Source organism: Actomonas spartinae (assembly GCF_051209155.1).
GTDB lineage: Bacteria > Verrucomicrobiota > Verrucomicrobiia > Opitutales > Opitutaceae > Actomonas.
Map to the genome: position 1 here is coordinate 203,618 of NZ_JBPJGB010000004.1, position 21,829 is coordinate 225,446.

Sequence of the window (21,829 nt, forward strand, 5' to 3'; positions counted from 1 at the left end):
ATTGTCGGGATAGCCGCAAAAACGCGTGAGTGGCGCAAGAGGAGATTCTGAAAGAAGTGCAATGACGGGTGGGGCCGTGTTTCTCGTCAAAAAGCGTGTCGAGCGGATTGATCTGCTTCCCAAGAGCTGGATTGCCGAAGCGGCAAGAAACGGCCACGGGGGGGCGCTGACCCCGACAAATGGATAGCGGAAACGGCTAGGGTGGTCATCCCTGAAAGGACCCCCGAGATGAAAAGGAAGTGCTCCACTAATGAACAGATCGTCTACGCCCTGAAACAGGCCGAGGGCGGTCGAAAGGTCGCCGACCTGTGGCGTCAGATGGGTGTGTCCGAGGCGACGTTCTGCAACTGGATGAAGCGATTTTCCGGTTTGGGCTCCTCCGAGATCCGAGAGATTCGACACCTGCGCGATGAGAACGCGAAGCTGCTGCAGTTGGTCGCGAATCTGAGCTTGGACAAGCACATGCTCCAGGAGGTGATCGCAAAAAATCTTAGCCCTGCGCGCAAACGCGAGTTGGCGATACGGCTCGTGCATGCCTAACATGTGGCGCAGTTTCGAGCGTGTGAAGTGATGCAGTTGCAGTGTTCGTCGTTTTATTATCAGGCGAAGCCGGATCCGATGGAGCCGGTGCTGCGCAAGCGCCTGCGTGAGTTGGATGGGGTGCAAGTGCGCTTTGGCTATCGACGGCTAGCGACGATGCTGCGCCGTGAGGGCTGGCTGGTGAATGCGAAACGCATCTTCCGACAGTATCGCAAGGAAGGTTTGGGGCTAAGCCGGCGGCACAAGAAGAAGCGGGTAGCCAAGCAAGGCGGTCCGATCATCCCGCCGGTGAAGGCCAATCAACTCTGGTCGATGGACTTCGTAACGGATCGCTTCGAGAGCGGCCGGATGTTCCGGATCCTGGCGCTGACCGATGCGTATACTCGCAAAGCGCTGCGAATCTGGGCCGAAGTCGGTATGAGTGGCACCCACGTCGCCACCCAACTCACGGAGGTCTGTAAGGGTCGTCCTCGGCCAGAGGCCATCCGCGTCGACAATGGCTGTGAGTTTTACAGCAAGGCGATGGACGCATGGGCCTACCAGAACCAGTTGCGCCTCGACTTTGTCCCGCGGGAAAGCCGGTCGAAAACGGCTTCGTCGAGAGCTTCAACGGACGACTCCGCGACGAGTGCCTGAACGTGCACCTGTTCTTCGAACTGGAAGACGCACGCTAGAAACTTGAAGCCTGGCGCAAAGACTGTATTCACTACCGTTCGCATAGCTCTCTGGCCTCGCTGCCTCTGGCAGTCTTCGCCAGGAAGCTATGGAAAACCACCACCGAAACCCGACCATCCTAGCCGCAAGAATTAGAGCCCAACGCTCCAGTCCACGGGGGCAAGGTCCCCCCCCCCCGGACTCTCGTTTTCAAGCTTCAGCGCTTGGGAGACCACCAGTCAGGGGAAACGTCAGAAAGAGACGCATTGGGCGCGCCCGCCCCGCCTATTTTGAGTTCCCTCTTCTCGGATTGACGAAGTGGTAATTTGTTCTTCGGTGATTAGCGCTCGCGATTTTTCACATTGAGAGCCTTTTGTTACGAAGAATGACTGGTGCAAAGAAGTTCACTATGGGCTCGGGATTCGCTTTGCTGGTGACTGCGGTAGGCCTCCTCTTGTTTGGTTCAACGCTTTCACCGGAGAGTCGTTCCTCCATCTCGGTGCTTGGACTTCTGCCCGATCCGCCGCCGGGGTGGATACTGGAGCAACGTTCTCTTGCTGATTCCCCGGAGATGCGGCAGAAGGTCGGCGAGATCCTTAATTTTGATGACGCCGTCTTCGTGGACTACAGGTCGCCTCGCTCCGATCGGTTGTCGGTCTACATTGCCTATTGGGGGGCGGGAAGAATGTCGATCAAGGACGTTGCTAGGCATACGCCGGATGTCTGTTGGGTTGAAAACGGCTGGAAACTGGAGGCGGCTTCGCATCTTTCAACCTGGACTGACGTGACTGGTAGCATTCCAATCGCGGAGTCGCGGGTCTTTTCAGTCGGAGGCACAAGAGAACACGTTCTTTTCTGGCACGTCGTTGGCCGCCAAGCGGTGTCTTATGGAACAATTGGACGACCACCTTGGTATGCAATGCTTGCGGACATTTGGCGAGACGGGATGAATCAGAGGGAGGAGCAGTTTTTTATCAGGCTATCCTCAGCTAGACCCCTAGGTAGCGAAAATCTGCGACCTGTGATAGACCCTTTGGTTGCAACAGTGCGTGCTCTCGTCGATTTTGGCCCCGAGTGATTCCAGTGAGTGCGGTTTCACGCCGATACACAGTTTGGTCCATGAGGGACTGTGACAGGCTCTCCGCGGAGGTAGTCTGATGAAAAGAAAAACCGAGTCAGCAGCTCGGGAGTGCGGAATTGGCACGACCGGCGTCCTGTGCCAAATGCGTAGTGCATAACGCGCTTGCGCTGGCGGGGTGCCCGTGCGTTGCATCGATATCCTGATGATTGCCTATCGATTGAGAGGTTTGGTCACGGCCTACGGGTTCTTCACTCTTGTGGCGTCCAGTTTGTTGTTCATTTCGTTGGCAGAAGCCGTCGACCTGCTGCCACTCATCGACTTGAGCGATAATCTAAACCTTATGCCCTACGTGTTGTCGGTGATCGTAGGAATGTTGGTCAGTGCTCGTACTATGGCCGAAGAAGCGCAGCGACTTCACAGGCTACAATTGCTTGATACGATCTTACTCGCTGGGCGACAGACTCTTATTGTCGCGGCGTGTATTTTTACACTCATGTTTGCGATCAAGGATCGGGCGGTGAGCCGCCTTTTTCTGGGATCCTACCTTGTTCTTTTGTTCCTCTTTCTGTGGTGGAGCCATGCCCGGGTGCCGCGGGAACTCGCGCGGTTGCTGTTTCCGCAGCAGCGGTTGTTGCGGACTTTGTTCGTCGGACGTTTTCAGGCGCTGGAACGCCTAAATGATTGGATTGCGAATCGGGAGCATCTGGGCATCAAACCGGTGGGGCTCGTGAGCAACGAGACGCCTTCGCGTGCTGACACGTTGATCGCGCCGTACGTGGGGACGGTGGAGGAGGCGCGGGGCTATATTCAGGACTTAGGGGTGCAGCAGGTCATTGTGATGGAGCTAATGGAGGATGTGGCCGTCATGGAGCGTTTGGTGGATGCCTGCCAACAGGAGGGGGCGCGCTTGTTAATCTACAACAACTACGCGGACCGAATGGCCCAGTCCTTTGTGCCCATTGAGGAAGGTGGCCATCAGTTCCTTGCGTTGCAGGAGGAGCCGTTGGAGGATCCGATCAACCGGGCGCTGAAGCGTCTCCTCGACATCGCGGTCTCTCTGCCGGTGGTGCTCTTCGTGCTACCGCTGCTGACGCTGTTTGTTTGGCTGGTGCAGCGCTGGCAGTCGCCCGGCCCGGTGTTCTTCTTGCGTCCGCGCGGCGGACAAAACCGACGCTCTTTCGAGATGTTCAAATACCGTTCCATGTATGCGGCGGAGCGAAACGACCAACAGGAAGCGAAACAAGCGTCGACGGCGGATGACCGCATCTACCCGCTTGGGCGATTTCTAAGACGGAGTAGCCTCGATGAATTTCCCCAGTTCATCAACGTCCTGAGGGGCGAAATGAGTGTCGTGGGGCCCCGGCCACATTTGCCCCAGCACGATGAGGAGTTTGCGCTTCAGGAGAATACTTACCGCATGCGCACTTTGGTCAAGCCGGGTATCACCGGTATGGCCCAGACCAAGGGTTTTCGCGGTGAGATTGACGATCCGGCCAAACTCAATCGCCGAGTGTATTGGGATCTCTACTACGTCAACCACTGGAGCTTGACGCTGGATGTCGTCATCATCTTACGCACCTTCTGGCAGGTGTTCTTTCCGCCGAAGAGCGCTTACTAGCGGCAGCGGCGCTACCGGAGGCAACTTCGATGGGCACCGCCATCTTCACGATCGGACGGTGATAGTGCGATCTGCTTCACGAAAGCTTCCCGTGATACCTCTTTTCAAGCGGAAGGACCGCATAGCGATCACGTTGCGTGCCAATGGTGGCACTGGCCGATGTGGATCCGACCGCTTTAGCGGTAGATCTCGTCGTGCTTGGCCATCATACATGCCATCATACGTCCAATTTTCTTGGCCCCGAAACGAAGCGACTCCTGCGTTTCCGATGAGATGTATTTGCATCCTGCGGCAGAGTTAAGCCTAGGCAGTGATTGTTACTCTCACGCCCAATTCTCTGGCACCCGCTCTAATCAGGCTTCTGTCGCCGCTTCGCGTACCGCGCCGCGTCTTGTTGCTGGCCGTCAGAGCCGGTTAGGTCGCTCAAAAACTTGGAGCAGAGTATCGCCGTTTCGCACATACTTACGCTATTTTCGCGCCGATTGATCGACGGTCGCGGCGTACTTGGCCGGTCAGGGAATAGGTTTCTTCCCTCAGTCAAAGCTTGCTCGTGTGGAAAATGGCCTGCTGAAACGAAAATGCGGCTCGGTAGACCTCCAGTTTCTCGAAGTTCAAAAATCTCATACCCTCGGTGCTCATCGCAATGGGAGGAGGTGGACAAGATACCGGAGGCACCGATCGACCGTCTCACCGTCAGCTCGCCTAGCGAGCGCCGTCTGACTTTTCGGCTTCACGATTCACCGGCTGCGAAGCGGTGGCATCCGCTCGCGGTGGCGGTAAAGCAGGCGGGCGAGGCCTATGCTATTCCAGTAGCGTTTGCCGAATTTTTTCGGGTTCGAGAGCGTGCGCAACAGCCAGCCGAGCATGAGTCGGTCGGCCCAAGGAGGGATGTTGGCTTGGCCTCCAGTCACAAAGGCTATGGCGGCGCCAAGGCAGGGAATACCGGGGAGATAACTCAACCGACGCTTCAAGTAGAGCCCCACGCGTTCCTGAATCCCGCCGCCAATGCAGAGCATGACGAGAAGAGGCCGACGGTCCTCTATGCGAGTGACCAATTCCGGGTCGTCTATCCGGGCCGAGCCATAGAATGGCGCCAAATAGATGTCGTCGTTGGTAACGCTGAATCCGTGGGCATTCAGCCAGGCTACATTGCGGTCACTTTCAGCTTGGTTGGGCATTACCCAGAAAGAGGCTCCGGGTTCTTTCATGGCCGGCTCGCGCAAAAGGGCATGGATGAAACGCAGCCCGGAAAGTCGCGGCAGCCTCTCTCCTGTCAACAGGCGCCAGAGCAGGATCATGTAACCCGAATCGGTGATTGCCAGATCGGCGTTCTGCACCGCTTCGCGATATTCTTTGGAGTTTACGATATCGACCGTCATCCCGGGCCCGGAGGGAGCGAGTACCAAGCCACCAGAGACTGTCTTGGCGACCGCCTGTTCAATCGTCCCGACGAAGTAGTCGACACCAAGGATTCGGCGAGTCGGCAGCGGCTGCGCATCTGCGGTGGGACATCGGACGTCCGAGGACGGTGCAGTGCGGGACGCTGCTATGGGGGGGCGGTGCTCCTTTGGCTCGGTCGACATCAGCGACAGCGTGTTGGTCGGTCGCCAAGCTTAAAGGATGAAATTTGACCTGAGCGCCGGAGCGGTGGCAGCGCTGGACGCTGCACTCGCGGACGGTGCTCGCTCCGCGAGCCCGCGGTTGGACCGTGCCGGCTGTGCCGGCCGTCGTAGGCTACCGCAGCGAGCACCGTGGCTGCCATCGGCAGTGCGGAGCTAGCGACTAGCTTGCGCTCGGCCGTTGGTTCGGCTTCTTTAATTTGTGTCTACGTGGATACGCGTGTTAGTCGCGTTGCTCACAGTGAGTCTCTTCGGCTTCCTGTCGTTGCGGGCTTCGCCGTACCTTGGAGAAATCGGTTGGATGCCCGTATGGTTGGGCGAGGCGGTGGACCGGCACGGGATTTTAAGGAACGTACCGGCCTTCGCGGTGCTGTTTGGCGTTTTCGTTTTTGCCCTTAATCGGCGATCCGGATCGGCGTCGTTTGTTTTGGCGGCAGTCCTAGCCGTCTTCTTGGAACTGGCGCAGCTTTGGCTTCCAGGCCGGTCTAGTGATTGGAAGGACGTGCTGGCATCTTGGGTAGGCGCGGGAATCGGTTGGGCGGTGTGGGCTAGCAGTTGCCGGTCGCGAGGCGGCAGAGCCGCAGATGACGGATAATCGAGGTTGCAGCGCGATTCGCGCTGCACGGCGTTCGCGGCTCGAGCTCACTGTTGGACCCTGCCGGCTTCCGTAGGCTAGCAGCGCGAGCACTGTGGCTGCCGTTAGTATTTCCGGCCTCTGGCCTTCGTTGGTGGCCGTACGGTTTTACGTGGCAAAGGTTTCGCGACACGAGGCTTGCCAAGACGGAAAGCGTTTCCCGATCTTACTTGTTTTTATGAAGAAAGCGCTCATCACCGGCATCACAGGTCAGGACGGTTCCTACCTCGCTGAACTCCTGCTCGCGAAGGGATACGAAGTGCACGGCATCATCCGCCGGGCCTCGACTTTCAACACGAGCAGGATCGATCACCTTTACCGGGATCCGCACGTGAACGGCGTGAAGCTGTTTCTGCATTACGGCGATTTGGCCGACAGCGTGCAGATGGTGAAGTTGCTCTACGATCTCCAGCCCGATGAGATCTACAACCTCGGCGCGCAGTCGCATGTGCGGGTGTCCTTCGATGTGCCGGAATACACCGGTGACGTCGTGGGCCTCGGTGCCCAACGCATTCTCGAAGCGATTCACGAAGCGGGGCTGGTTAAGAAGGTGCGCTATTATCAGGCCTCCTCCTCTGAGATGTTCGGCAAGGTGCAGGCCGTGCCGCAGACCGAGACGACGCCGTTTTACCCGCGCTCGCCCTACGCCTGCGCCAAACTTTACGCGCACTGGTTGACGGTGAACTACCGCGAGTCCTACAACCTGCACGCGTCCTCCGGCATCCTCTTCAACCACGAGTCGCCGCGCCGCGGTGAGACCTTTGTGACCCGCAAGATCACCCGGGCCGCCACCCGCATCAAACTCGGCCTGCAGGACGCCCTTTACATGGGCAACCTCGACGCCAAGCGCGATTGGGGTTACGCCAAGGAATACGTCGAGATGATGTGGATGATGCTCCAGCAGGACACGCCCGACGATTACGTTGTCGCGACCAACGAGACCCACACCGTGAAGGAGTTCATCCAGGAGACCTTCAGCCTGCTCGACCTCGATTGGGAGAAGTATGTCAAATACGACGCCCGCTACGAGCGCCCGGCCGAAGTCGAGCTGCTCATCGGCGACCCGGCCAAGGCCAAGAAGCAACTCGGCTGGGAGCCGCAGGTGCGTTTCAAGGAATTGGTCAAGATCATGACCGAGGCCGACCTCGAACTCGCCAAACGCGAAGCCCAGATCGCGGCGCTGCCCGCGCTTTGATAGCCGCAAAAAAGCGCAGAAGTCGCAAAAATCGGGGGAACGCTAATTTTCGCTCATCAGCGCAAATTAGCGTGATTTAATGTTCCTTCCGTTTCGGTGTATTCCGTGTGTTCTGTGGGCCTATTTTAAATACGTTTTATGAAACTCTTTATCGCAGGTCATCGGGGTATGGTGGGCGGAGCGCTGGTGCGGCGCTTTGCCAACGAAGCGGGCGTTGAGCTCGTTACCCGCACGCGGGCCGAACTCGACCTTACCAATCAAGCGGCAGTTGAGTCCTTCTTTGCCACCGAGAAACCCGACGCCGCCATCATCGCGGCGGCCAAGGTGGGTGGTATCCACGCCAACCATACCTATCCGGCCGAGTTCGCCTTCGACAATCTGGCGCTGGCGACCAACTGCATCCACGCGGCCTACCGCAGCGGGGTGGGGCGGCTGCTCTTCCTTGGCAGCTCCTGCATTTACCCGAAACTGGCGCCGCAACCGATGCCGGAGGATTGCCTGCTGACCGGTCCGCTGGAACCGACCAACGAAGCCTACGCCATCGCCAAGATCGCCGGTCTCAAGCTGGCCGAGTATTACCGTCGCCAATACGGAGTCTGCTTCCACTCGGCCATGCCGACCAACCTCTACGGTCCGGGCGACAACTACCACGGCCAGAATTCGCACGTGCTGCCCGCGCTTATCCGCCGATTCCACGAAGCGAAACTCAGCAACCAACCCGAAGTCGTGGCGTGGGGCACCGGTTCGCCCAAACGTGAGTTCCTCCACGTCGACGACCTGGCCGACGCCTGTGCGTTCCTGCTCCGGATGGAGACTCCGCCGGACCTGATCAATGTCGGCACCGGCACCGATGTTTCCATCAAAGAACTCACCGAGATCGTGGCCGAGGTCGTCGGTTACGCGGGCACCATCACGTGGGATTCAAGCAAGCCCGACGGCACGCCGCGGAAATTGATGGATGTCTCCAAGCTCAGCGCCCTCGGCTGGACCGCCCGGATTGCGCTCCGCGAAGGCATCGAGCGCACCTACACCTCGTTCCAAGCTGAACAAGCCGCCGGCATTCTTCGGACCTGAGGTGATATCGCCTCAGTTTTCGAAGCGGAAGACGAGTTCCTCGGGCTTGGCGTAGCCGAGGCGGCGGCGGATGACCAGGGACACGTAGTCGGGGTCACTGCGGAGGCGTTGCAGCATCTCTTCCTGTTCCTTGAGCCGGTCTTGGGCGATGCGCAGGCGCTCCTTCACGAGGCGTTCGGTTTGCTGCCGTTGCTCGTATTCCGCCTTGGTCTGGAAGAACACCGTGGTGGAACCCGCGGCCATCGCCACGAACACCAAGGCCATCACGATCGTCACCAAACGTTGCATGGCGCGACCAAAGTCGCGGGTGGTGACCTTGTCAAAGTGGGAAAGTCTCGCCCGAGGCAATAAGGTGTGAAGGTGGTCGCTGGTCGCTGGTTGCTGGTCGCTGGTCGCTGGGAACTGGTGGACTGGTCTCTGGTCAGCTGGCGGATGGGAGCTGGTTGCTGGGGCCGAGGGGCAACGTGGGTTTTGGGACCACTGATGTCACAAATGGGCACAGATCCGAGGGGCAACGAAGACGCGGTCGGGGATCGCCGCGATCGCGGGACAGGCGTCCGCGTCCACCATGCGTTGATTAGGTGGACGTCGACCTCCGGACGGCGTGAGGGCGGTGGAGTGGATCTGTGTTTCTCTGTGAAATTGCCTCGGCGCTGCGCCCCTCGGGTGTCGCTTCGCTCGGTAGTGGTTAAATTTCGATTGGTCGGCCGGTGGTTTGCGCGAAACCCGTCAACCGGGTGTGAAAATCGTGGGAGCGCCCGCGGGCGGGCGCTTGCGTGGCGGCGATCCTCGGGTTTTGGCGTGCTTTTCGGCGAAAGCCTCACAAGGTGAGCGGCTTATGTATCAAAGTTATTACGGCCTCTCCGAGATGCCGTTTAACATCACCCCGGATCCCAAGTTCCTTTACTTGAGCCCCACCCACCAAGAGGCGTTGCAGCACCTGCTCTATGGTCTGCAGGAGCGCAAGGGGTTCATCGTGCTGGTGGGCGAGGTCGGTTGTGGGAAAACCACCCTGTGCCGCCGCCTGCTCAATGAACTGGAGGACTCTGAGTGGGATACGGCGCTCATTCTCAATCCTCGCGTCAATGAGACTGAGATGCTGCGCGCCATCCTGCGCGAGTTGGGCGAGGAGACCACGCGGGATGTGGGCCTCCACGATTTGATTGCCCACATGCAGGAAGTGCTGCTGCAACGCATCGCGGCCGGGCGGGAGATCGTGCTCATCGTGGATGAGGCCCAGAACTTGTCCTTCGAGGTGCTCGAGCAGATCCGCCTGATTTCAAACCTCGAGACCGACAAGCAGAAGCTCCTGCAGATCGTCCTCATGGGCCAGCCGGAACTGAAGGATATCCTCGCGCTCCCCGAACTGCGGCAACTGCGCCAGCGCATCCTGGTGCACTACGAGTTGAAGCCGCTGACGCGCAACGACGTCGCTCACTACATCCGCCACCGCCTCACCTTGGCTGGCAGTCAGGGGCGGCCCCAGTTCACGAGTTGGGCGGCCCGCAAAATCCACCGCTTCTCCAGCGGCATTCCCCGCATCATCAACAACGTCTGCGACAAATCGCTTCTCGCTTCCTTCATCCGCGAATCGGACGAAGTGACCTACTGGGATGTGAGGCGTGCGATCAAGGACGTCAGAAAGTTAACTTTCTAGGGACTGGTTGCTGGAGGCTGGTCACAATGGGAACTCGGATCTGGAAACTCGAAGCTAGTTGCTGGTGGATCAGGGCATCGAAGAACTCTAGGTCGCAACCCGCTAGCAACGACTTACCCTGAAGATCATGTCCTATAAATCGTTGGAAGTATATCAGCGGGCTCACGCCTCTGGGCTCGCTTGTCACGAACTGAGTCTGCGGCTACCGAAGTTTGAGCTTTACGAAACCGGTAGTCAGTTGCGGCGGGCGTCAAAGTCGGTCTCCGCGAACATAGTCGAGGGGTATGGACGACGTGAATACCCTCAGGACTACCTCCGCTACCTGATTGTGGCGCGTGCTTCGAACGATGAGACGTTGGAATGGCTTACGTATGTCGCGGAGTGTTACGTCGATCTTAAGCCTGCGGTTGAGGCACTCATCGCAGACAATGAAACAGTCGGTCGTATGCTGACTCGGTTGATTCAGTCGCAAAGTGCTTCGACGACTTCCTAACTCCGACTGACCGATCCAGTCAGCAGGCACCAGCAACCACGATCTGGAAAACCAGCGCTCTATCTTCAGCCCCCAGTTTCCAGCTCCCAGCAACCACCACCCAGACCATGAGTTTAATCAACGAAGCCCTTAAAAAAGCGCAGAAGCAGCGTGCGGCGGAGGACGCCGCCAAGTCGGGCGCCGTGCTTCCGCCGGGGGCGGGGGAGTTGAATGCGGGGGGCACGCCGCCGGCTCCACCGCGGCCACCGCAGGCGCCGGCGTCGGGTGGGGCGTTTGGAGACGATGCAGGCGGGGGACGCATCGATCCCTTGGTTGCGGCGCGCACTCGGCGGTCAGGCGGTGGACTTTCGCGGTGGGCTCTTCCGGCTGGCGTGGGGTTGGTGTTGCTGGTGGCAGGGGGCTGGTGGCTGGGACGGGGAGGCGACGGCGATGCCGATGGCGTCGTCGGAAATGCTGACGCGGGTCTGGCGAGCCAGACCCCTACAGCAGACGGTGGGAATGTAGGGGCGTTGCTTGCAACGCCCGGTGAGGGTGAGGCCGTGCGCCAGACTAAGGATGCAGATCTGGCGATCACCGCGGTCGCAGGACAGGGCCAGGCCACTACAGAGGCGCAAGGGCCAATCGAGGAGGTCGCGATTCCGACCGTTTCCATTGGTCCGTCTCAGCCTGCTGCCGCCGCGGTGGAAAGCGTCGAGACCGATACGTCTCCGAAAATTGTGTCGGTGCCGGAGCGCGCTTCGTCATCGCCGCAGAATGAGGTTGGCGGTGTTGAGCCTACGCGGGTGACCTCGAGTCTCCCATCCGCCGCTCCGGTGCCTGAGCCACGATCTCAGACCTTGTCGGCTGAGCCACCTGGCGAGATTCCGACGCGGGCGGCGGGGGGCGGCTTGACCATCCTGAGCGACACGGAAGCGCGGAGCTCGGCGAGGGCGGCCGGTGGCACGGCGGTCCAACCGCAGGAGGTGGTGTTGCGTTATTTGGAGCGTGCTCGTGTGACGGGCGTGCGGCTGTCGACGACCGATCCGAAGGTGCTCTTCAACGACCGCGTGTATCGCCTGAACGATGTGGTCGACCGCGATCTGCAGTTGCGAGTGATCGGCATCGCCGATCGCGAGCTGCGGTTCCAGGACGCGCAGGGGTATGTTTACACGAAGAGCTTTTAGGCTCTTCGTGAGTCTAAAAGTCGAAAAGTCGAGTCTGCGGGAGGGCCCGCGCCCCTGTGTGGGCGAAGAATGGCCGCAAAAAGGCGCAAAAGGCGCAAGAAGGTAGGGACGGACCGCTGGGCCGGCCGTGGTTCGACGGCGGGCATTCGCCGATTTCTTGTGAATTTTGCGTCTCTTTGCGGCTAAAGAAACAAGCCGATTACGGCGCCTTCACGTCGGCGAACTTCCAAGGGAAGTTGTCGAGCGGGGTGGAGTGGTAGTTCGTCACCACGTCTCGGTTGATCAGGCGGACACGAGTGTAGTGGTAGATGGGCATGATGGGCATGTCCTCGAGGAGGATCTTTTCCATCTGGTTGTAGATCGCGAAGCGGGCTTCGTCGGATGGCGCATCGAGGGATTCCGCGAGCAGCTCATCGTAACGCGCATTGCTCCAACCCGTGTCGTTGTTGCCGCCGCCGGTTTCCCAGAGGTCGAGGAAGACGTGCGGGTCGACGTAGTCAGCGATCCAGCCGGCGCGGGAGATCGTGAAGTCGAGGTTGTCCTGGGCGTCGAGGTAGACCTTCCACTCCTGGTTGTAGAGGCCGATGTCGATGCCGAGGTTCTGCCGCCACATCTGCTGGATGGCTTCGGCGATGACCTTGTGCTTCTCGGAGCTGTTGTAGAGCACGTCGATCTTGGGGAACCCCTCGCCGTTCGGGAATCCGGCTTCGGCGAGCAGGCGTTTGGCTTCAGCGAGGTCGGCCTCGAAGGGATGTTCGGAGACGTAGGACAACACCCCCGGCGGCACGGCGGTGTAGGCCGGCGTCTCGTTGGCGAGGGTGACTTTCTCCACCAGGCTTTCGCGGTCGATGGCGTAGGTCAGGGCCTTGCGCACGCGCGGGTCCGTGAGCGGCGGACGCGTGGTGTTGAAACGGTAGAAATAGATGCCGTTGTAGGGCGCGATCTCGAGGTCGTTGGGGCGCTCGGCCTGATAAAACGGAATCTTCGCCAGCGGCACCTCGTTGGTCACGTGAAGCTGCCCCGTGCGGAACATGCGCTCCTCCGTGTCGATGCTTTCGATCGGATAAAAATGAATCTGGTCGAGCTTGACCGTTTCGCGGTCCCAGTAGGTCGGCGACTTTTCCACCACGATCTTGCGGTTGGGCAGCCATTCCTTGAGCACGAAGGGACCGTTGCCGACGAAGTTCTCGGGGCGGGTCCAGCGTGAGCCGCGGGTGGCAAAATCGCCGACCTGCTCAATGACCTTCACCGGCACCGGATACCAGGCGTAGTGATTCAGGGCGTGGAGCAGGAAGGGGGTCGGCTGACGAAGGGTGAGCTCAAGGGTGTGGTCATCGATGGCCTTGAAGCCGGTCTGGCTGAAATCGGTGAGCTTGCCGGCCTGGTAATCCTCGGCGCCGACCACGTGATACAACATGTAGGCGTATTCCGCCGCCAAGGACGGGGTGAGGATGCGGCGATAGGATTCGGTGAAATCGGTGGCCGTGATGGTGTCACCGTTGGACCACTTGGCGTTCGGATTGAGGTGGAAGGTGTAAACGAGTCCGTCGTCCGAGATGTCCCAGGATTGGGCGACGCCCGGGATGATGTTCAGGTCCGGGTCTTCGGAGACCAGACCCTCCAGCAGCGACTTGACGATGCGGTGCTCGATGGTGCCGGTGACGACCTGTGGGTCGATGTCCTGTGGTTCGGCGCCGTTGCCGAAGTGCAGGACCTTGAGGTCGCCATCCGACCCGGCGGAGCCCGAGCCGCCGCAGCCGGCGAGGAGGAAAGGGAGGAGCACGCTGGCAGTGAGCGCCGAGAGCGAACGAAGTTTGGAGGTCAGCATGCGCCCAAGACAGCCAAGAGTGGGCGAGGTTCAAGCGGTTTAGGCAGGCAGCGCGGATGCGCTGCGGTCTAGAGGTCGGAAAGTCTGAATGTCTAATGGTCGAGTCTGCGGGAGGCCCCGCACTCCGTCGGAAGAAAATGGCCGCAAACGGAGCGCGCAGCGCGCAGATGGTGCGACGCGTGCGTCGTGCCCAAGGGGGGGACTGAGGCGGGAGCCCTTCAGGGCAGCCGAAGAAACAAAGACGCAAAAGCCGCAAATGGGTAGGGACGGACCGCTGGGCCGTCCGTGGTTCGGCGGCGGGCCCAGCGGTCCCGCCCTACCTTGCCGGCTCCAGCCACACGTGTTTGTAGGGGTGGTGGTCGAGGAGGGTCGGATGCCAGCCGCGGACCGCCGGATCGATGGCGAAGACGTGGGTGAAGGTGAAGAGGGGGAGGACGGGGGCGCCGTCGAGCAGGCGTTGTTCGGCTTGGCGCAGGAACGCTTGGCGGGCGGCGCGGTCGGTCGTGCGGGCGGCCTGATCGAGCAGGGCGTCGAAAGCGGGATCGGCCCAGCCGGTGTAGTTGTTGCCGCTGTCGCCGCGCATGATGTCGAGGAAGGAAGTCGGGTCGTCGTAGTCGGCGATCCAGACCGAGCGCAGGATGTCGTAGACGCCGCTGCGGCGAGTTTGCAGGACCGACTTGTTTTCCATGTTGCGCAAGGTGACCGTGAGCCCGAGTTCGCGCTGCCACATGGCCTGAATCGCCTCCGCGACCAGTTGGTGGTTTTCGGAGGTGTTGAACAGGATCTCGACGGTCGGTGCACCCGCGCCATCCGGGAAACCGGCGTCGGCCAACAACTCGCGGGCGGCGGCGTAGTCCAGCAAGGGCGGGGTCGGTGGTTCGTATCCGCTGCCGGTGCCGCGCGGCACAAATGCGGCGTGGGGGATCTGGCCGCCGCGCAGGATGTTTTCGACGATGGCGGTGCGGTCGATGGCGAGGTTGAGGGCCCGACGCACGCGGACGTCGGCCAGAAATTCCCGCCGGGTGTTTAGGCGGAAGAAGTAGGTGCCGAGGTAGGGATCGATGCGGAGTTTATTCGGCGCGTCGGCGCGGTAGGTTTCGATCTTGGCGGCGGGCAGGGCGTCGGTGAGGTGGATCTGGCCGGAACGAAAGGCGCGTTCCTCGGTGTCGACGCCTTCGAAGGGATGAAAGTGGATCGCCTGCAGCCGCACGGTGGCCGCGTCCCAGTAGTGCGGGTTGCGGGTGGCGATGATGCGCTCGCCGTGACGCCAATCGCTTAATTGAAACGGACCGTTGCTGACCATGGTGCCAACCCGCGCCCAGGGCGTGTTGCGATCGAGCGGATCGCCCACCGCGCGGATCGAAGGCAGGTGGACGGGATACCACATCCAGTGTTGCAGGAGGGAGAGGAAGTAGGGGGCGGGATAGGCGAGCGTGACCTCGAGGGTGGAGTCGTCTGGCGCGGCGATGCCGACGGTGGAGAAGTCGGTGGTCTCGCCGCGATGATAGGCTTCGGCGCCAGCCAGCACGTAGAGGAGGTTGGCGTAATCGGCGCCGAGTTGGGGGGAGAGCACGCGCTGCCAGGAGGCGATGAAGTCCTGCGCCGTGACCGGGTCGCCGTTGGACCAACGGGCGTCTGCGCGCAGGTGGAAGGTGTAGTGCAGGCCATCGGCGGACACGTCCCAGCGGGAGGCGACGCCGGGGACCGGGGAGAGATCGACAGGGTCTTCGGCGACGAGGCCTTCATAGAGCGCACTGAGCACGTTGTAGTCCGTTGTCCCGGTGGCGAGGTGAGGGTCGAGGTTCGCCAGCGCCGGTCCCATGCCGCGGTGCAGGGTCTGCGTGCGGTTGCCGGACTCGACGTTCGTCTCACGCGGTTTGCAGCCAGCAAAGAGGAGACACGAGATAGCGAGGCAGGCAGAGAGGTAGGACCACGAAGGGAGTCGGAGAGGCACGAAAGGAATGCTGAGAGGCAGACGCGTTTTTTAAACCACTTTCGAGCGAAGCGACACCCGAGAGGCGAAGCGCCGAGGCAATTGCACAGATGAGCACAGATACCGGGAGGCAAAGGGCCGTCGGCGTGGAGGAGGAGAGGCACATGAAACACGCGGCCGGGGATCGCCGCGTTCGCGGGACAGGCGTCCGCGTCCACCTTGCGGTGAGTGGGTGGACGAGGACCTCCGGACGGCGTCTGGCGGTGGAGTGGATCTGCGGATATCGGCGTGATCTGCGGTGCAAACCTCGCCCGTTGGCCTACGCTGAGTGTTGGGATTTCTCATCCACCGCTCGCAGCCGAGCGATGGATGAGCGCGACGGCGTGGGCGGCGATGGCTTCGGCGCGGCCCAGGCTGCCCGCGCCTTCGTTGGTGGTGGCCTTCAAGCCAAGCTGCTCGACGGTGACGCCGGCGGAGGCGGCGAGGCGCGCTTTCATTTCGGCGAGCACGGGCGCGATCTTGGGTTTCTCCGCGATGAGGGACGCATCGATGTTACCGATCTCCCAGCCGCGGGTCCGCAGTTCCGCGGCGACGCGGGCGAGGAGTTTCTGGGAGTCGATGTCCTTGAAGGCCGGGTCGTCGTTGGGGAAAAAGTGGCCGATGTCGGGCAGCCCCGCCGCGCCCAGCAGGGCGTCGCAAATGGCGTGGGTGAGCGCGTCGGCATCGGAGTGGCCGTCGAGTCCGTAAGGCACCTCAAAGCGCACGCCGCCGAGCACCATCGGGCGTCCCGCCACGATGCGATGAATGTCGTAACCGTGGCCAATGCGGAAGGGATTCATCACGGAATAGCCGCAAAAAGGCGCAAGAGGCGCAAAGAGGAAATGCGGTGTTGAGGTAGGGACGGACCGCTGGGCCGTCCGGATGGTGAACCGAACTCTACGTTCGGCGGCGGGCCCAGCGGTCCCGCCCTACCTTAAGACCGACTCAATCCGCGGAGGCGGATTGGAGCAGGTATTCGAACCACGGCAGGTCGTGGGCCGTGGTCAGCTTCGGATTCGGATGGCTGTTCTCGAGGAGCGCGATGGGGTGCCGGAGCAGTTCCACGGCCGCGGCGTCGTCGGTCAGCTTCACACCGCGATTGGCGGCGCGGTTGTAGGCTTTGACGATGAGTTCGCGTTCAAAAACCTGGGGGGTCTCCATCGCCCAAAGCGCGCCGCGGTCGAGGGTCTTGAGATGACCATCATCCCGGTGGAGTTTGATCGTGTCGGTGGCGCGATGGGCGAGCACCACGGCGCCTTCCTTGCGCACGATCTTGTGCAGCGCGATCAGGTGTTCGATGCGCACGAAGGGGCGGGCGCAGTCGTGAATGAACACCTGTTCGATGTCCGCCGGCAGCGCGTCCAAGGCGTTGGCGACGGAGTATTGGCGTTCACTGCCTCCAGGGACGAAGAGGGTCGGCGTCGGAGCCAAGGCAGTGAGCTCGAGCATCTGACGCTGGTCGCGGTAGACGATGACGTAGAGGTCGGCTACGCCACTGGCGGCGAAGGTGGCCGCGCTGTGCGAGAACACCGGTTTGCCGGCCAGCGGGGCGAGGATTTTGTCATCGACGGCACCGGCCATGCGTTTGCCGGAACCGGCGGCGAGAAGGATGGCGGCGGTGCGGGACATGTGGGGAAAAGCTGAAAAGCTAAAAACTGAAAAGCTGAGTTCCAGAGGTGGAGCAACCTTTTGAACAGGGGCTTAGAGTGCCGCAATTGACGGACGTTCCGTCAAACGAATCTGGTGGGGGCTGGTTGCTGGTGGGTGCTAGTTGCTGGTGGGGGCTGGTCGCTGGTGGGCTGGGCGGAGGGGCAACGCTGGTTTAAACCGCAGAATACGCAGATGGGCGCGGATAGCGGGGAGGCAGGGCTGGATTTTGAACCACTGATGTCACAGATGGGCACAGATCCGAGGGGCAACGAAGACGCGGTCGGGGATCGCCGCGTTCGCGGGACAGGCGTCCGCGTCCGCCTTGTGGTGAGTGGGTGGACGCCGACCTCCGGACGGCGTGAGGGCGGCGGAGTGGATCAGCGACTATCTGCGCCATCTGCGGTAAAACGTCGCTTGGTCGGCGGTTGGTACTGGCTGCTGATAACGCGGATGGGCGCGGATAGCGGTGAGGCAACGAGGGTTTTGGGACCGCAGATGTAGCAGATGTTGAGAGGCACCCTGGTTTTTTGAACCACTGATGACACAGATGGGCACAGATCCGTGAGGCAACGAGGACGCGGTGATCCGGACGGTGTTGTGGCAGCCGGCGAAACGGGGGCCTACGCGAGGTTGAGCTCGGTGATGATGGAGCGGGCGGCGGCGGCGGGATCGGGGGCTTTGAGGATGGGGCGGCCGACGACGATGTGCGTCGAGCCGGCGCGGGCGGCGTCGGCCGGGGTCATGATGCGGGATTGATCGCCTTTGTCGGCGCCGACTGGACGGATGCCGGGCGTGACCAACTGGGTATCGGCCGGAAGTTCGGCATGCAGTTGAGCGACTTCGAGCGGGGAACAGACGAATCCGCTCATGCCGGCTTCGACGCCGAGCGCGGCGAGGCGGCTGACTTGCGCGGCGGGGGCGTCGCTGCAGCCGATCGCGGCCAAGGCCTCGGCGTTCATGGAGGTGAGCACGGTGACACCGAGCAGTTGCAGGTCGGGCTTGGTTTCCTGCTGCGCGGCCACCGCGGCGGCCATCATCTCGCGTCCTCCCAAGGTATGGATTGTGAGCATGTCGATGGGCAGGACCGAGAGCGACTCCACGGCTTTGGCCACCGTGTTGGGGATGTCGTGCAGTTTGAGATCGAGGAAGATCTTGAAGCCGAGGTCGGAAACCTCGCGCACCCAGTCCGGGCCGTGGGCGGTGAACATCTGCAGGCCGATCTTCACCCAAGGCAGGGAGCCCTGCAGCTGCTGGAGCAGCGGGCGGGCGGTTTCGCGATCCGGAACGTCGAGGGCGAGGATGAGTTGGGTGGGCATTGGGGAGGAGGAGAACGGAAAAGCTGAAAAGCTAAAATGCTGAAAAACTGAAATCTGGGTGCTGGTCGCTGGTGGACGGTCGCTGGTGGCTGGTGGCAGGTGGGCTGGTGGCGGCGCGGAGCGCCGCAGTTGAAGTGGAAAGTTCAAGTTTAAGAGAGGTGGTGTGTCCGGCTGACGCACTGCGGGTTTGGCGAGCCAAACCCCTACATGGGGCTAGGTGTAGGGGCGTGGCTTGCCACGCCCGACGGCGGTGGAGTGGTGGACTTGGGACTGGTGGCTGGGACCGAAGGGCAGGGGAGCGCCCGCACGCGGGCTGCCTTCATGGTGGTTCGGTTGCTGCCTGGTCGTTTTGCGCTTTTCGGCTCAAGTGGTGGTTTACCCTCGTTTGTCATCCGCCGGGTGCTCAGATTCCGCCGACTGTGGAGAACGCTCAGACCTATTTTTGCCCGGCGAAGATCAATGCGTTTTTGGCGGTGACCGACCGACGGGAGGACGGCTTTCATGAGCTCGTGTCGATCGTGGCCCCCTTGGCATTTGGGGATGAACTGACCGTGGCGCCCCGACCGGAGGCGGGATTCGCGCTGACTTGTGATGATCCGGCGGTGCCGCTGGGCGGAGACAATTTGGTGCTGCGGGCCGCCGAACGCTTTCGCGAGCAGACCGGCTACGCCGGCGGTGCGGCGTTTCATTTGGTCAAACGGGTGCCGATGGGAGCGGGCCTAGGCGGCGGCAGCAGCAACGCGGCGATGGCTTTGCGTGCCTTGAACGAGCTTGCGGACCACGCGCTTGAACCCGAGCAAGTGCACGAACTCGCGGCCGAGATCGGTTCGGATTGCCCGTTGTTTCTGGCCGACGGGCCGATGATCATGCGGGGACGGGGCGAGCATCTGGAGCCGTTGCCGGGACAGGCCGCTGATCGGCTGGCGGCGCTGCGACTGCTGGTGTTCAAACCGGCCTTTGGCATCAACACGGCCTGGGCCTACCACACGCTCGCCGCCGGGGCGCCGGCGGGTTATCTGCCGAAACCGGACGCCGAGGCGTGGGTGAAGGCCTGGTGCCACGCGGCGCGCGCGTCGGTGCACGACTTGGGGTTCAATTCCCTCGAGGTGCCGGCCTTCGGCAAGTTCATCGCGCTGCCGACGATGATTCGGCAGCTCCATGAGGTCCATGGGGTGCGGGCACGCATGAGTGGCAGCGGCAGCGCGTGCTACGCTTTCCTGGAGGACGGCGTCGAGGCAGAGGCGGTCATCGCGACCGTGCGGGAAGGTTGGGGGGACTCGGCGTGGTGCATTGTCACCCGGGTGTTGCGTTCCCATTTGTAAATCCGGATTGACCCCTCCGGGAGGGGGAAGGTTATCGTGGGGAGCCGCCCCCGGGAGGCGCCGCCTAATTTCGTTTTCATCCCCTTATCTCCGCCAAGCCACATGTCCGCAACCGAGCCCAAACCCGAGGTGATTCTGCACGGAATCTCCGCCTCGCCGGGAATCGCTTACGGGCCCACTTTTGTCTACCGCAAGGCGGAGTTGGAGGTGCCGGAGTATCAGATTTCTGAGGACAAGCGCCCTGCCGAAATTGAACGCTTCAATCAGGCGCTGATGGCCACGCGGGGGCAGATCACGGTGATCCGCGATCAGGTGGAAAAGAACCTGGGCGAAGAAGAGGCGCAGATCTTTGACGCGCACCTGATGGTGCTGGAGGATCAGGCGCTCATCTCCGAAACCGAGCGCGAAATCCATACGACCGGCAAGAACGTGGAGGCCTGTTTCAACACGGTCGCGCAGCGTTACATTCGTGCCTTTGCGGAGATCGACGATGAATACCTGCGCGAGCGCGCGGGCGACATTCGCGATGTCGCGTTCCGCGTGCTCCACAACCTGATGGGGCAGACCGCCGAGAGTCTGAGCGAACTGTTGGGGCGTCGCATCGTGGTGGCCGATGACATCGCGCCGTCCGACGCGGCGACGCTCGATCGTTCGTCCGCCCTCGGCATCGTCACCGAGTCCGGCAGCAAGACCAGTCACGCGGTCATCGTGGCCCGCTCCATGAAGGTGCCCGCGGTGGTCGGCGTGCGCGGGGTGATGGAGCAGATCAAGGATGGCGAGGAAGTCATCGTCGATGGCTACGACGGGGTCGTGATCATCCGCCCGAGCAAGCAGACCCTTTATCGTTACGGTGAGCTGCGGTCGGAAAAGCAGAGTTTCGAGAAACGACTGATGGACGCGGTGCACGAACCGTGCGTCACCCGGGACGGCGTGGCGGTGCCGCTGCGCGCCAACATCGAAAAGGCCGACGAGGTGGGGCTGGTCCGCGAACACGCGGCGGAGGGCGTCGGCTTGTTCCGCTCCGAATACCTCTACCTGGCCGCGCCCCGCATTCCGTCCGAGGAGGAACAGTTTGCCGATTACCGCGCGGTGGCGGAGTCGTTTGGCGAGCATCCGGTGGTCATCCGCACGCTCGACTTGGGCGGCGACAAACCCATGAGCGGCGCGCCGCATTTGTTTCCGCGGGAGGAAAATCCGTTCCTCGGGTTCCGTGCGATTCGGTTCTGTCTCGAACACCGCGATATATTCAAAGCCCAACTTCGGGCGATCCTGCGCGCGAGCGCGGTGGGCAACGTCCACCTGATGTTCCCGATGATCAGTGGCACCAAGGAGCTGCGCGAAGCGCGTGCACTGCTGGCGGAATGCCAACAGGAACTCGACGCGGCGGGCCAAGCCTACAATCCGAACATGCCGGTGGGGAGCATGATCGAGATTCCGAGTGCGGCCCTCACGGCCGACCGGCTCGCGCAGGAGTGCGATTTCTTCAGCATCGGCACCAACGACCTCATTCAATACCTGATTGCGATTGATCGGGTGAATGAACGCACGGCGCACCTTTATGAGCCGGCGCATCCGGCGGTGTTGCGCGTGTTGCGCGAGGTGGTGCAGGCGGCGCATGCGGCCGGCATCAAGGTCAGCGTGTGCGGCGAAATGGCAGGGGACCCGGTTTATGTGCCGCTGTTGCTCGGCATCGGGGTGGACGAGCTCAGCATGACGCCACCGCTGTTGCCGGCGGCCAAGTATCTCATCCGCAACATGCGCATGGACGAGGCCCGTGCTTTGGCTGAGCGGACGAAGGAGATGGATTCACCGGAGGAAATCGAGAAGCTGTGCATCGATTTTTACCGGGCGCACATGCGGTCGTAGCTGGGGGGACCGGGCGGGTGGGCAACGCTGGTTTTAACCGCAGATTACGCAGATGGGCGCGGAAAGCGGAGAGGCAGGGCTGGTTTTTGAACCACTGATGTCACAGATGGGCACAGATCCGAGAGGCAACGAAGACGCGGTCGGGGA

Annotated in this window: 20 protein-coding genes and 1 pseudogene; 13 read left to right on the top strand and 8 right to left on the bottom strand. The window is 61.5% G+C overall.

Going from position 1 to position 21,829, the window contains the following annotated elements; translation table 11 throughout:
* The first annotated feature begins 228 nt into the window (after positions 1-228).
* From AC0MRV_RS17755 to AC0MRV_RS17775, 5 genes and pseudogenes are all read left to right on the top strand, one after another.
* Positions 229-540 (top strand): transposase, encoded by a 312-nt coding sequence (locus AC0MRV_RS17755; RefSeq protein ID WP_472765850.1) that lies wholly within the window; start codon positions 229-231, stop codon positions 538-540.
* Positions 541-618: 78 nt separating this feature from the next.
* Positions 619-1,092, top strand: a pseudogene (locus AC0MRV_RS17760) (DDE-type integrase/transposase/recombinase); the annotation flags it as partial.
* Positions 1,071-1,214 (top strand): integrase core domain-containing protein, encoded by a 144-nt coding sequence (locus AC0MRV_RS17765; RefSeq protein WP_472765851.1) that lies wholly within the window; start codon positions 1,071-1,073, stop codon positions 1,212-1,214. The pseudogene AC0MRV_RS17760 and the gene AC0MRV_RS17765, both read left to right, overlap by 22 nt.
* 365 nt (positions 1,215-1,579) lie before the next feature.
* Complete coding sequence (locus AC0MRV_RS17770; protein ID WP_472765852.1) at positions 1,580-2,272, top strand: exosortase-associated EpsI family protein; 693 nt, start codon at positions 1,580-1,582, stop codon at positions 2,270-2,272.
* A gap of 205 nt (positions 2,273-2,477) precedes the next feature.
* Entirely contained in the window at positions 2,478-3,893 is a 1,416-nt protein-coding gene (locus AC0MRV_RS17775) for an exopolysaccharide biosynthesis polyprenyl glycosylphosphotransferase (RefSeq protein ID WP_472765853.1), read from the top strand.
* A 737-nt stretch (positions 3,894-4,630) separates the two neighbouring features.
* Here AC0MRV_RS17775 and AC0MRV_RS17780 read toward each other — a convergent pair.
* Positions 4,631-5,272 (bottom strand): WecB/TagA/CpsF family glycosyltransferase, encoded by a 642-nt coding sequence (locus AC0MRV_RS17780; RefSeq protein ID WP_472765854.1) that lies wholly within the window; start codon positions 5,270-5,272, stop codon positions 4,631-4,633.
* 541 nt (positions 5,273-5,813) lie between these two features.
* Here AC0MRV_RS17780 and AC0MRV_RS17785 point away from each other — a divergent pair.
* The 3 genes from AC0MRV_RS17785 to AC0MRV_RS17795 all read left to right on the top strand — a co-directional run bounded on the left by AC0MRV_RS17785 (position 5,814) and on the right by AC0MRV_RS17795 (position 8,415).
* Positions 5,814-6,107: a VanZ family protein gene (locus AC0MRV_RS17785; RefSeq protein WP_472766059.1), complete on the top strand. Its 294-nt coding sequence runs from the start codon at positions 5,814-5,816 to the stop codon at positions 6,105-6,107.
* 217 nt (positions 6,108-6,324) lie between these two features.
* Positions 6,325-7,341 (top strand): GDP-mannose 4,6-dehydratase, encoded by a 1,017-nt coding sequence (gene gmd / locus AC0MRV_RS17790; RefSeq protein WP_472765855.1) that lies wholly within the window; start codon positions 6,325-6,327, stop codon positions 7,339-7,341.
* 138 nt (positions 7,342-7,479) lie between these two features.
* On the top strand, positions 7,480-8,415 hold the full coding sequence (locus tag AC0MRV_RS17795) for a GDP-L-fucose synthase family protein (RefSeq protein ID WP_472765856.1): 936 nt from the start codon (positions 7,480-7,482) through the stop codon (positions 8,413-8,415).
* Between the two features lie 12 nt (positions 8,416-8,427).
* Here the strand turns inward: AC0MRV_RS17795 and AC0MRV_RS17800 are convergent, their stop codons facing one another.
* Complete coding sequence (locus AC0MRV_RS17800) at positions 8,428-8,703, bottom strand: FtsB family cell division protein (protein ID WP_472765857.1); 276 nt, start codon at positions 8,701-8,703, stop codon at positions 8,428-8,430.
* A 550-nt stretch (positions 8,704-9,253) separates the two neighbouring features.
* Between AC0MRV_RS17800 and AC0MRV_RS17805 the strand changes: the two genes are divergently transcribed.
* Both AC0MRV_RS17805 and AC0MRV_RS17810 read left to right on the top strand, forming a co-directional pair.
* Positions 9,254-10,072, top strand: coding sequence for an ExeA family protein (locus AC0MRV_RS17805; protein WP_472765858.1), 819 nt, complete (start codon positions 9,254-9,256; stop codon positions 10,070-10,072).
* Positions 10,073-10,199: 127 nt separating this feature from the next.
* The gene (locus AC0MRV_RS17810) at positions 10,200-10,565 is read left to right on the top strand and encodes a four helix bundle protein (RefSeq protein ID WP_472765859.1); all 366 of its coding nucleotides are present in this window, start codon (positions 10,200-10,202) and stop codon (positions 10,563-10,565) included.
* Between the two features lie 332 nt (positions 10,566-10,897).
* Here the strand turns inward: AC0MRV_RS17810 and AC0MRV_RS17815 are convergent, their stop codons facing one another.
* Positions 10,898-11,179 (bottom strand): hypothetical protein, encoded by a 282-nt coding sequence (locus AC0MRV_RS17815; RefSeq protein WP_472765860.1) that lies wholly within the window; start codon positions 11,177-11,179, stop codon positions 10,898-10,900.
* Between the two features lie 198 nt (positions 11,180-11,377).
* Here AC0MRV_RS17815 and AC0MRV_RS17820 point away from each other — a divergent pair, with 198 nt between their 5' ends.
* Entirely contained in the window at positions 11,378-11,728 is a 351-nt protein-coding gene (locus AC0MRV_RS17820; protein ID WP_472765861.1) for a hypothetical protein, read from the top strand.
* A gap of 199 nt (positions 11,729-11,927) precedes the next feature.
* Here the strand turns inward: AC0MRV_RS17820 and AC0MRV_RS17825 are convergent, their stop codons facing one another.
* From AC0MRV_RS17825 to pyrF, 5 genes are all read right to left on the bottom strand, one after another.
* The gene (locus AC0MRV_RS17825) at positions 11,928-13,556 is read right to left on the bottom strand and encodes a peptide ABC transporter substrate-binding protein (protein ID WP_472765862.1); all 1,629 of its coding nucleotides are present in this window, start codon (positions 13,554-13,556) and stop codon (positions 11,928-11,930) included.
* Positions 13,557-13,872: 316 nt separating this feature from the next.
* Positions 13,873-15,510: a peptide ABC transporter substrate-binding protein gene (locus tag AC0MRV_RS17830; RefSeq protein WP_472765863.1), complete on the bottom strand. Its 1,638-nt coding sequence runs from the start codon at positions 15,508-15,510 to the stop codon at positions 13,873-13,875.
* 320 nt (positions 15,511-15,830) lie between these two features.
* Positions 15,831-16,328, bottom strand: a complete 498-nt coding sequence (ispF, locus tag AC0MRV_RS17835) for a 2-C-methyl-D-erythritol 2,4-cyclodiphosphate synthase (RefSeq protein ID WP_472765864.1) — start codon at positions 16,326-16,328, stop codon at positions 15,831-15,833.
* A gap of 145 nt (positions 16,329-16,473) precedes the next feature.
* Complete coding sequence (gene ispD / locus AC0MRV_RS17840) at positions 16,474-17,157, bottom strand: 2-C-methyl-D-erythritol 4-phosphate cytidylyltransferase (RefSeq protein ID WP_472765865.1); 684 nt, start codon at positions 17,155-17,157, stop codon at positions 16,474-16,476.
* A gap of 641 nt (positions 17,158-17,798) precedes the next feature.
* Positions 17,799-18,494 (bottom strand): orotidine-5'-phosphate decarboxylase, encoded by a 696-nt coding sequence (gene pyrF, locus AC0MRV_RS17845; RefSeq protein ID WP_472765866.1) that lies wholly within the window; start codon positions 18,492-18,494, stop codon positions 17,799-17,801.
* A gap of 419 nt (positions 18,495-18,913) precedes the next feature.
* Here pyrF and ispE point away from each other — a divergent pair, with 419 nt between their 5' ends.
* Positions 18,914-19,816, top strand: a complete 903-nt coding sequence (ispE, locus tag AC0MRV_RS17850; protein WP_472765867.1) for a 4-(cytidine 5'-diphospho)-2-C-methyl-D-erythritol kinase — start codon at positions 18,914-18,916, stop codon at positions 19,814-19,816.
* Between the two features lie 102 nt (positions 19,817-19,918).
* A complete protein-coding gene (gene ptsP / locus AC0MRV_RS17855; protein WP_472765868.1) occupies positions 19,919-21,682 on the top strand; it encodes a phosphoenolpyruvate--protein phosphotransferase in 1,764 nt (587 codons plus the stop codon).
* The last annotated feature ends 147 nt before the right edge of the window (positions 21,683-21,829 follow it).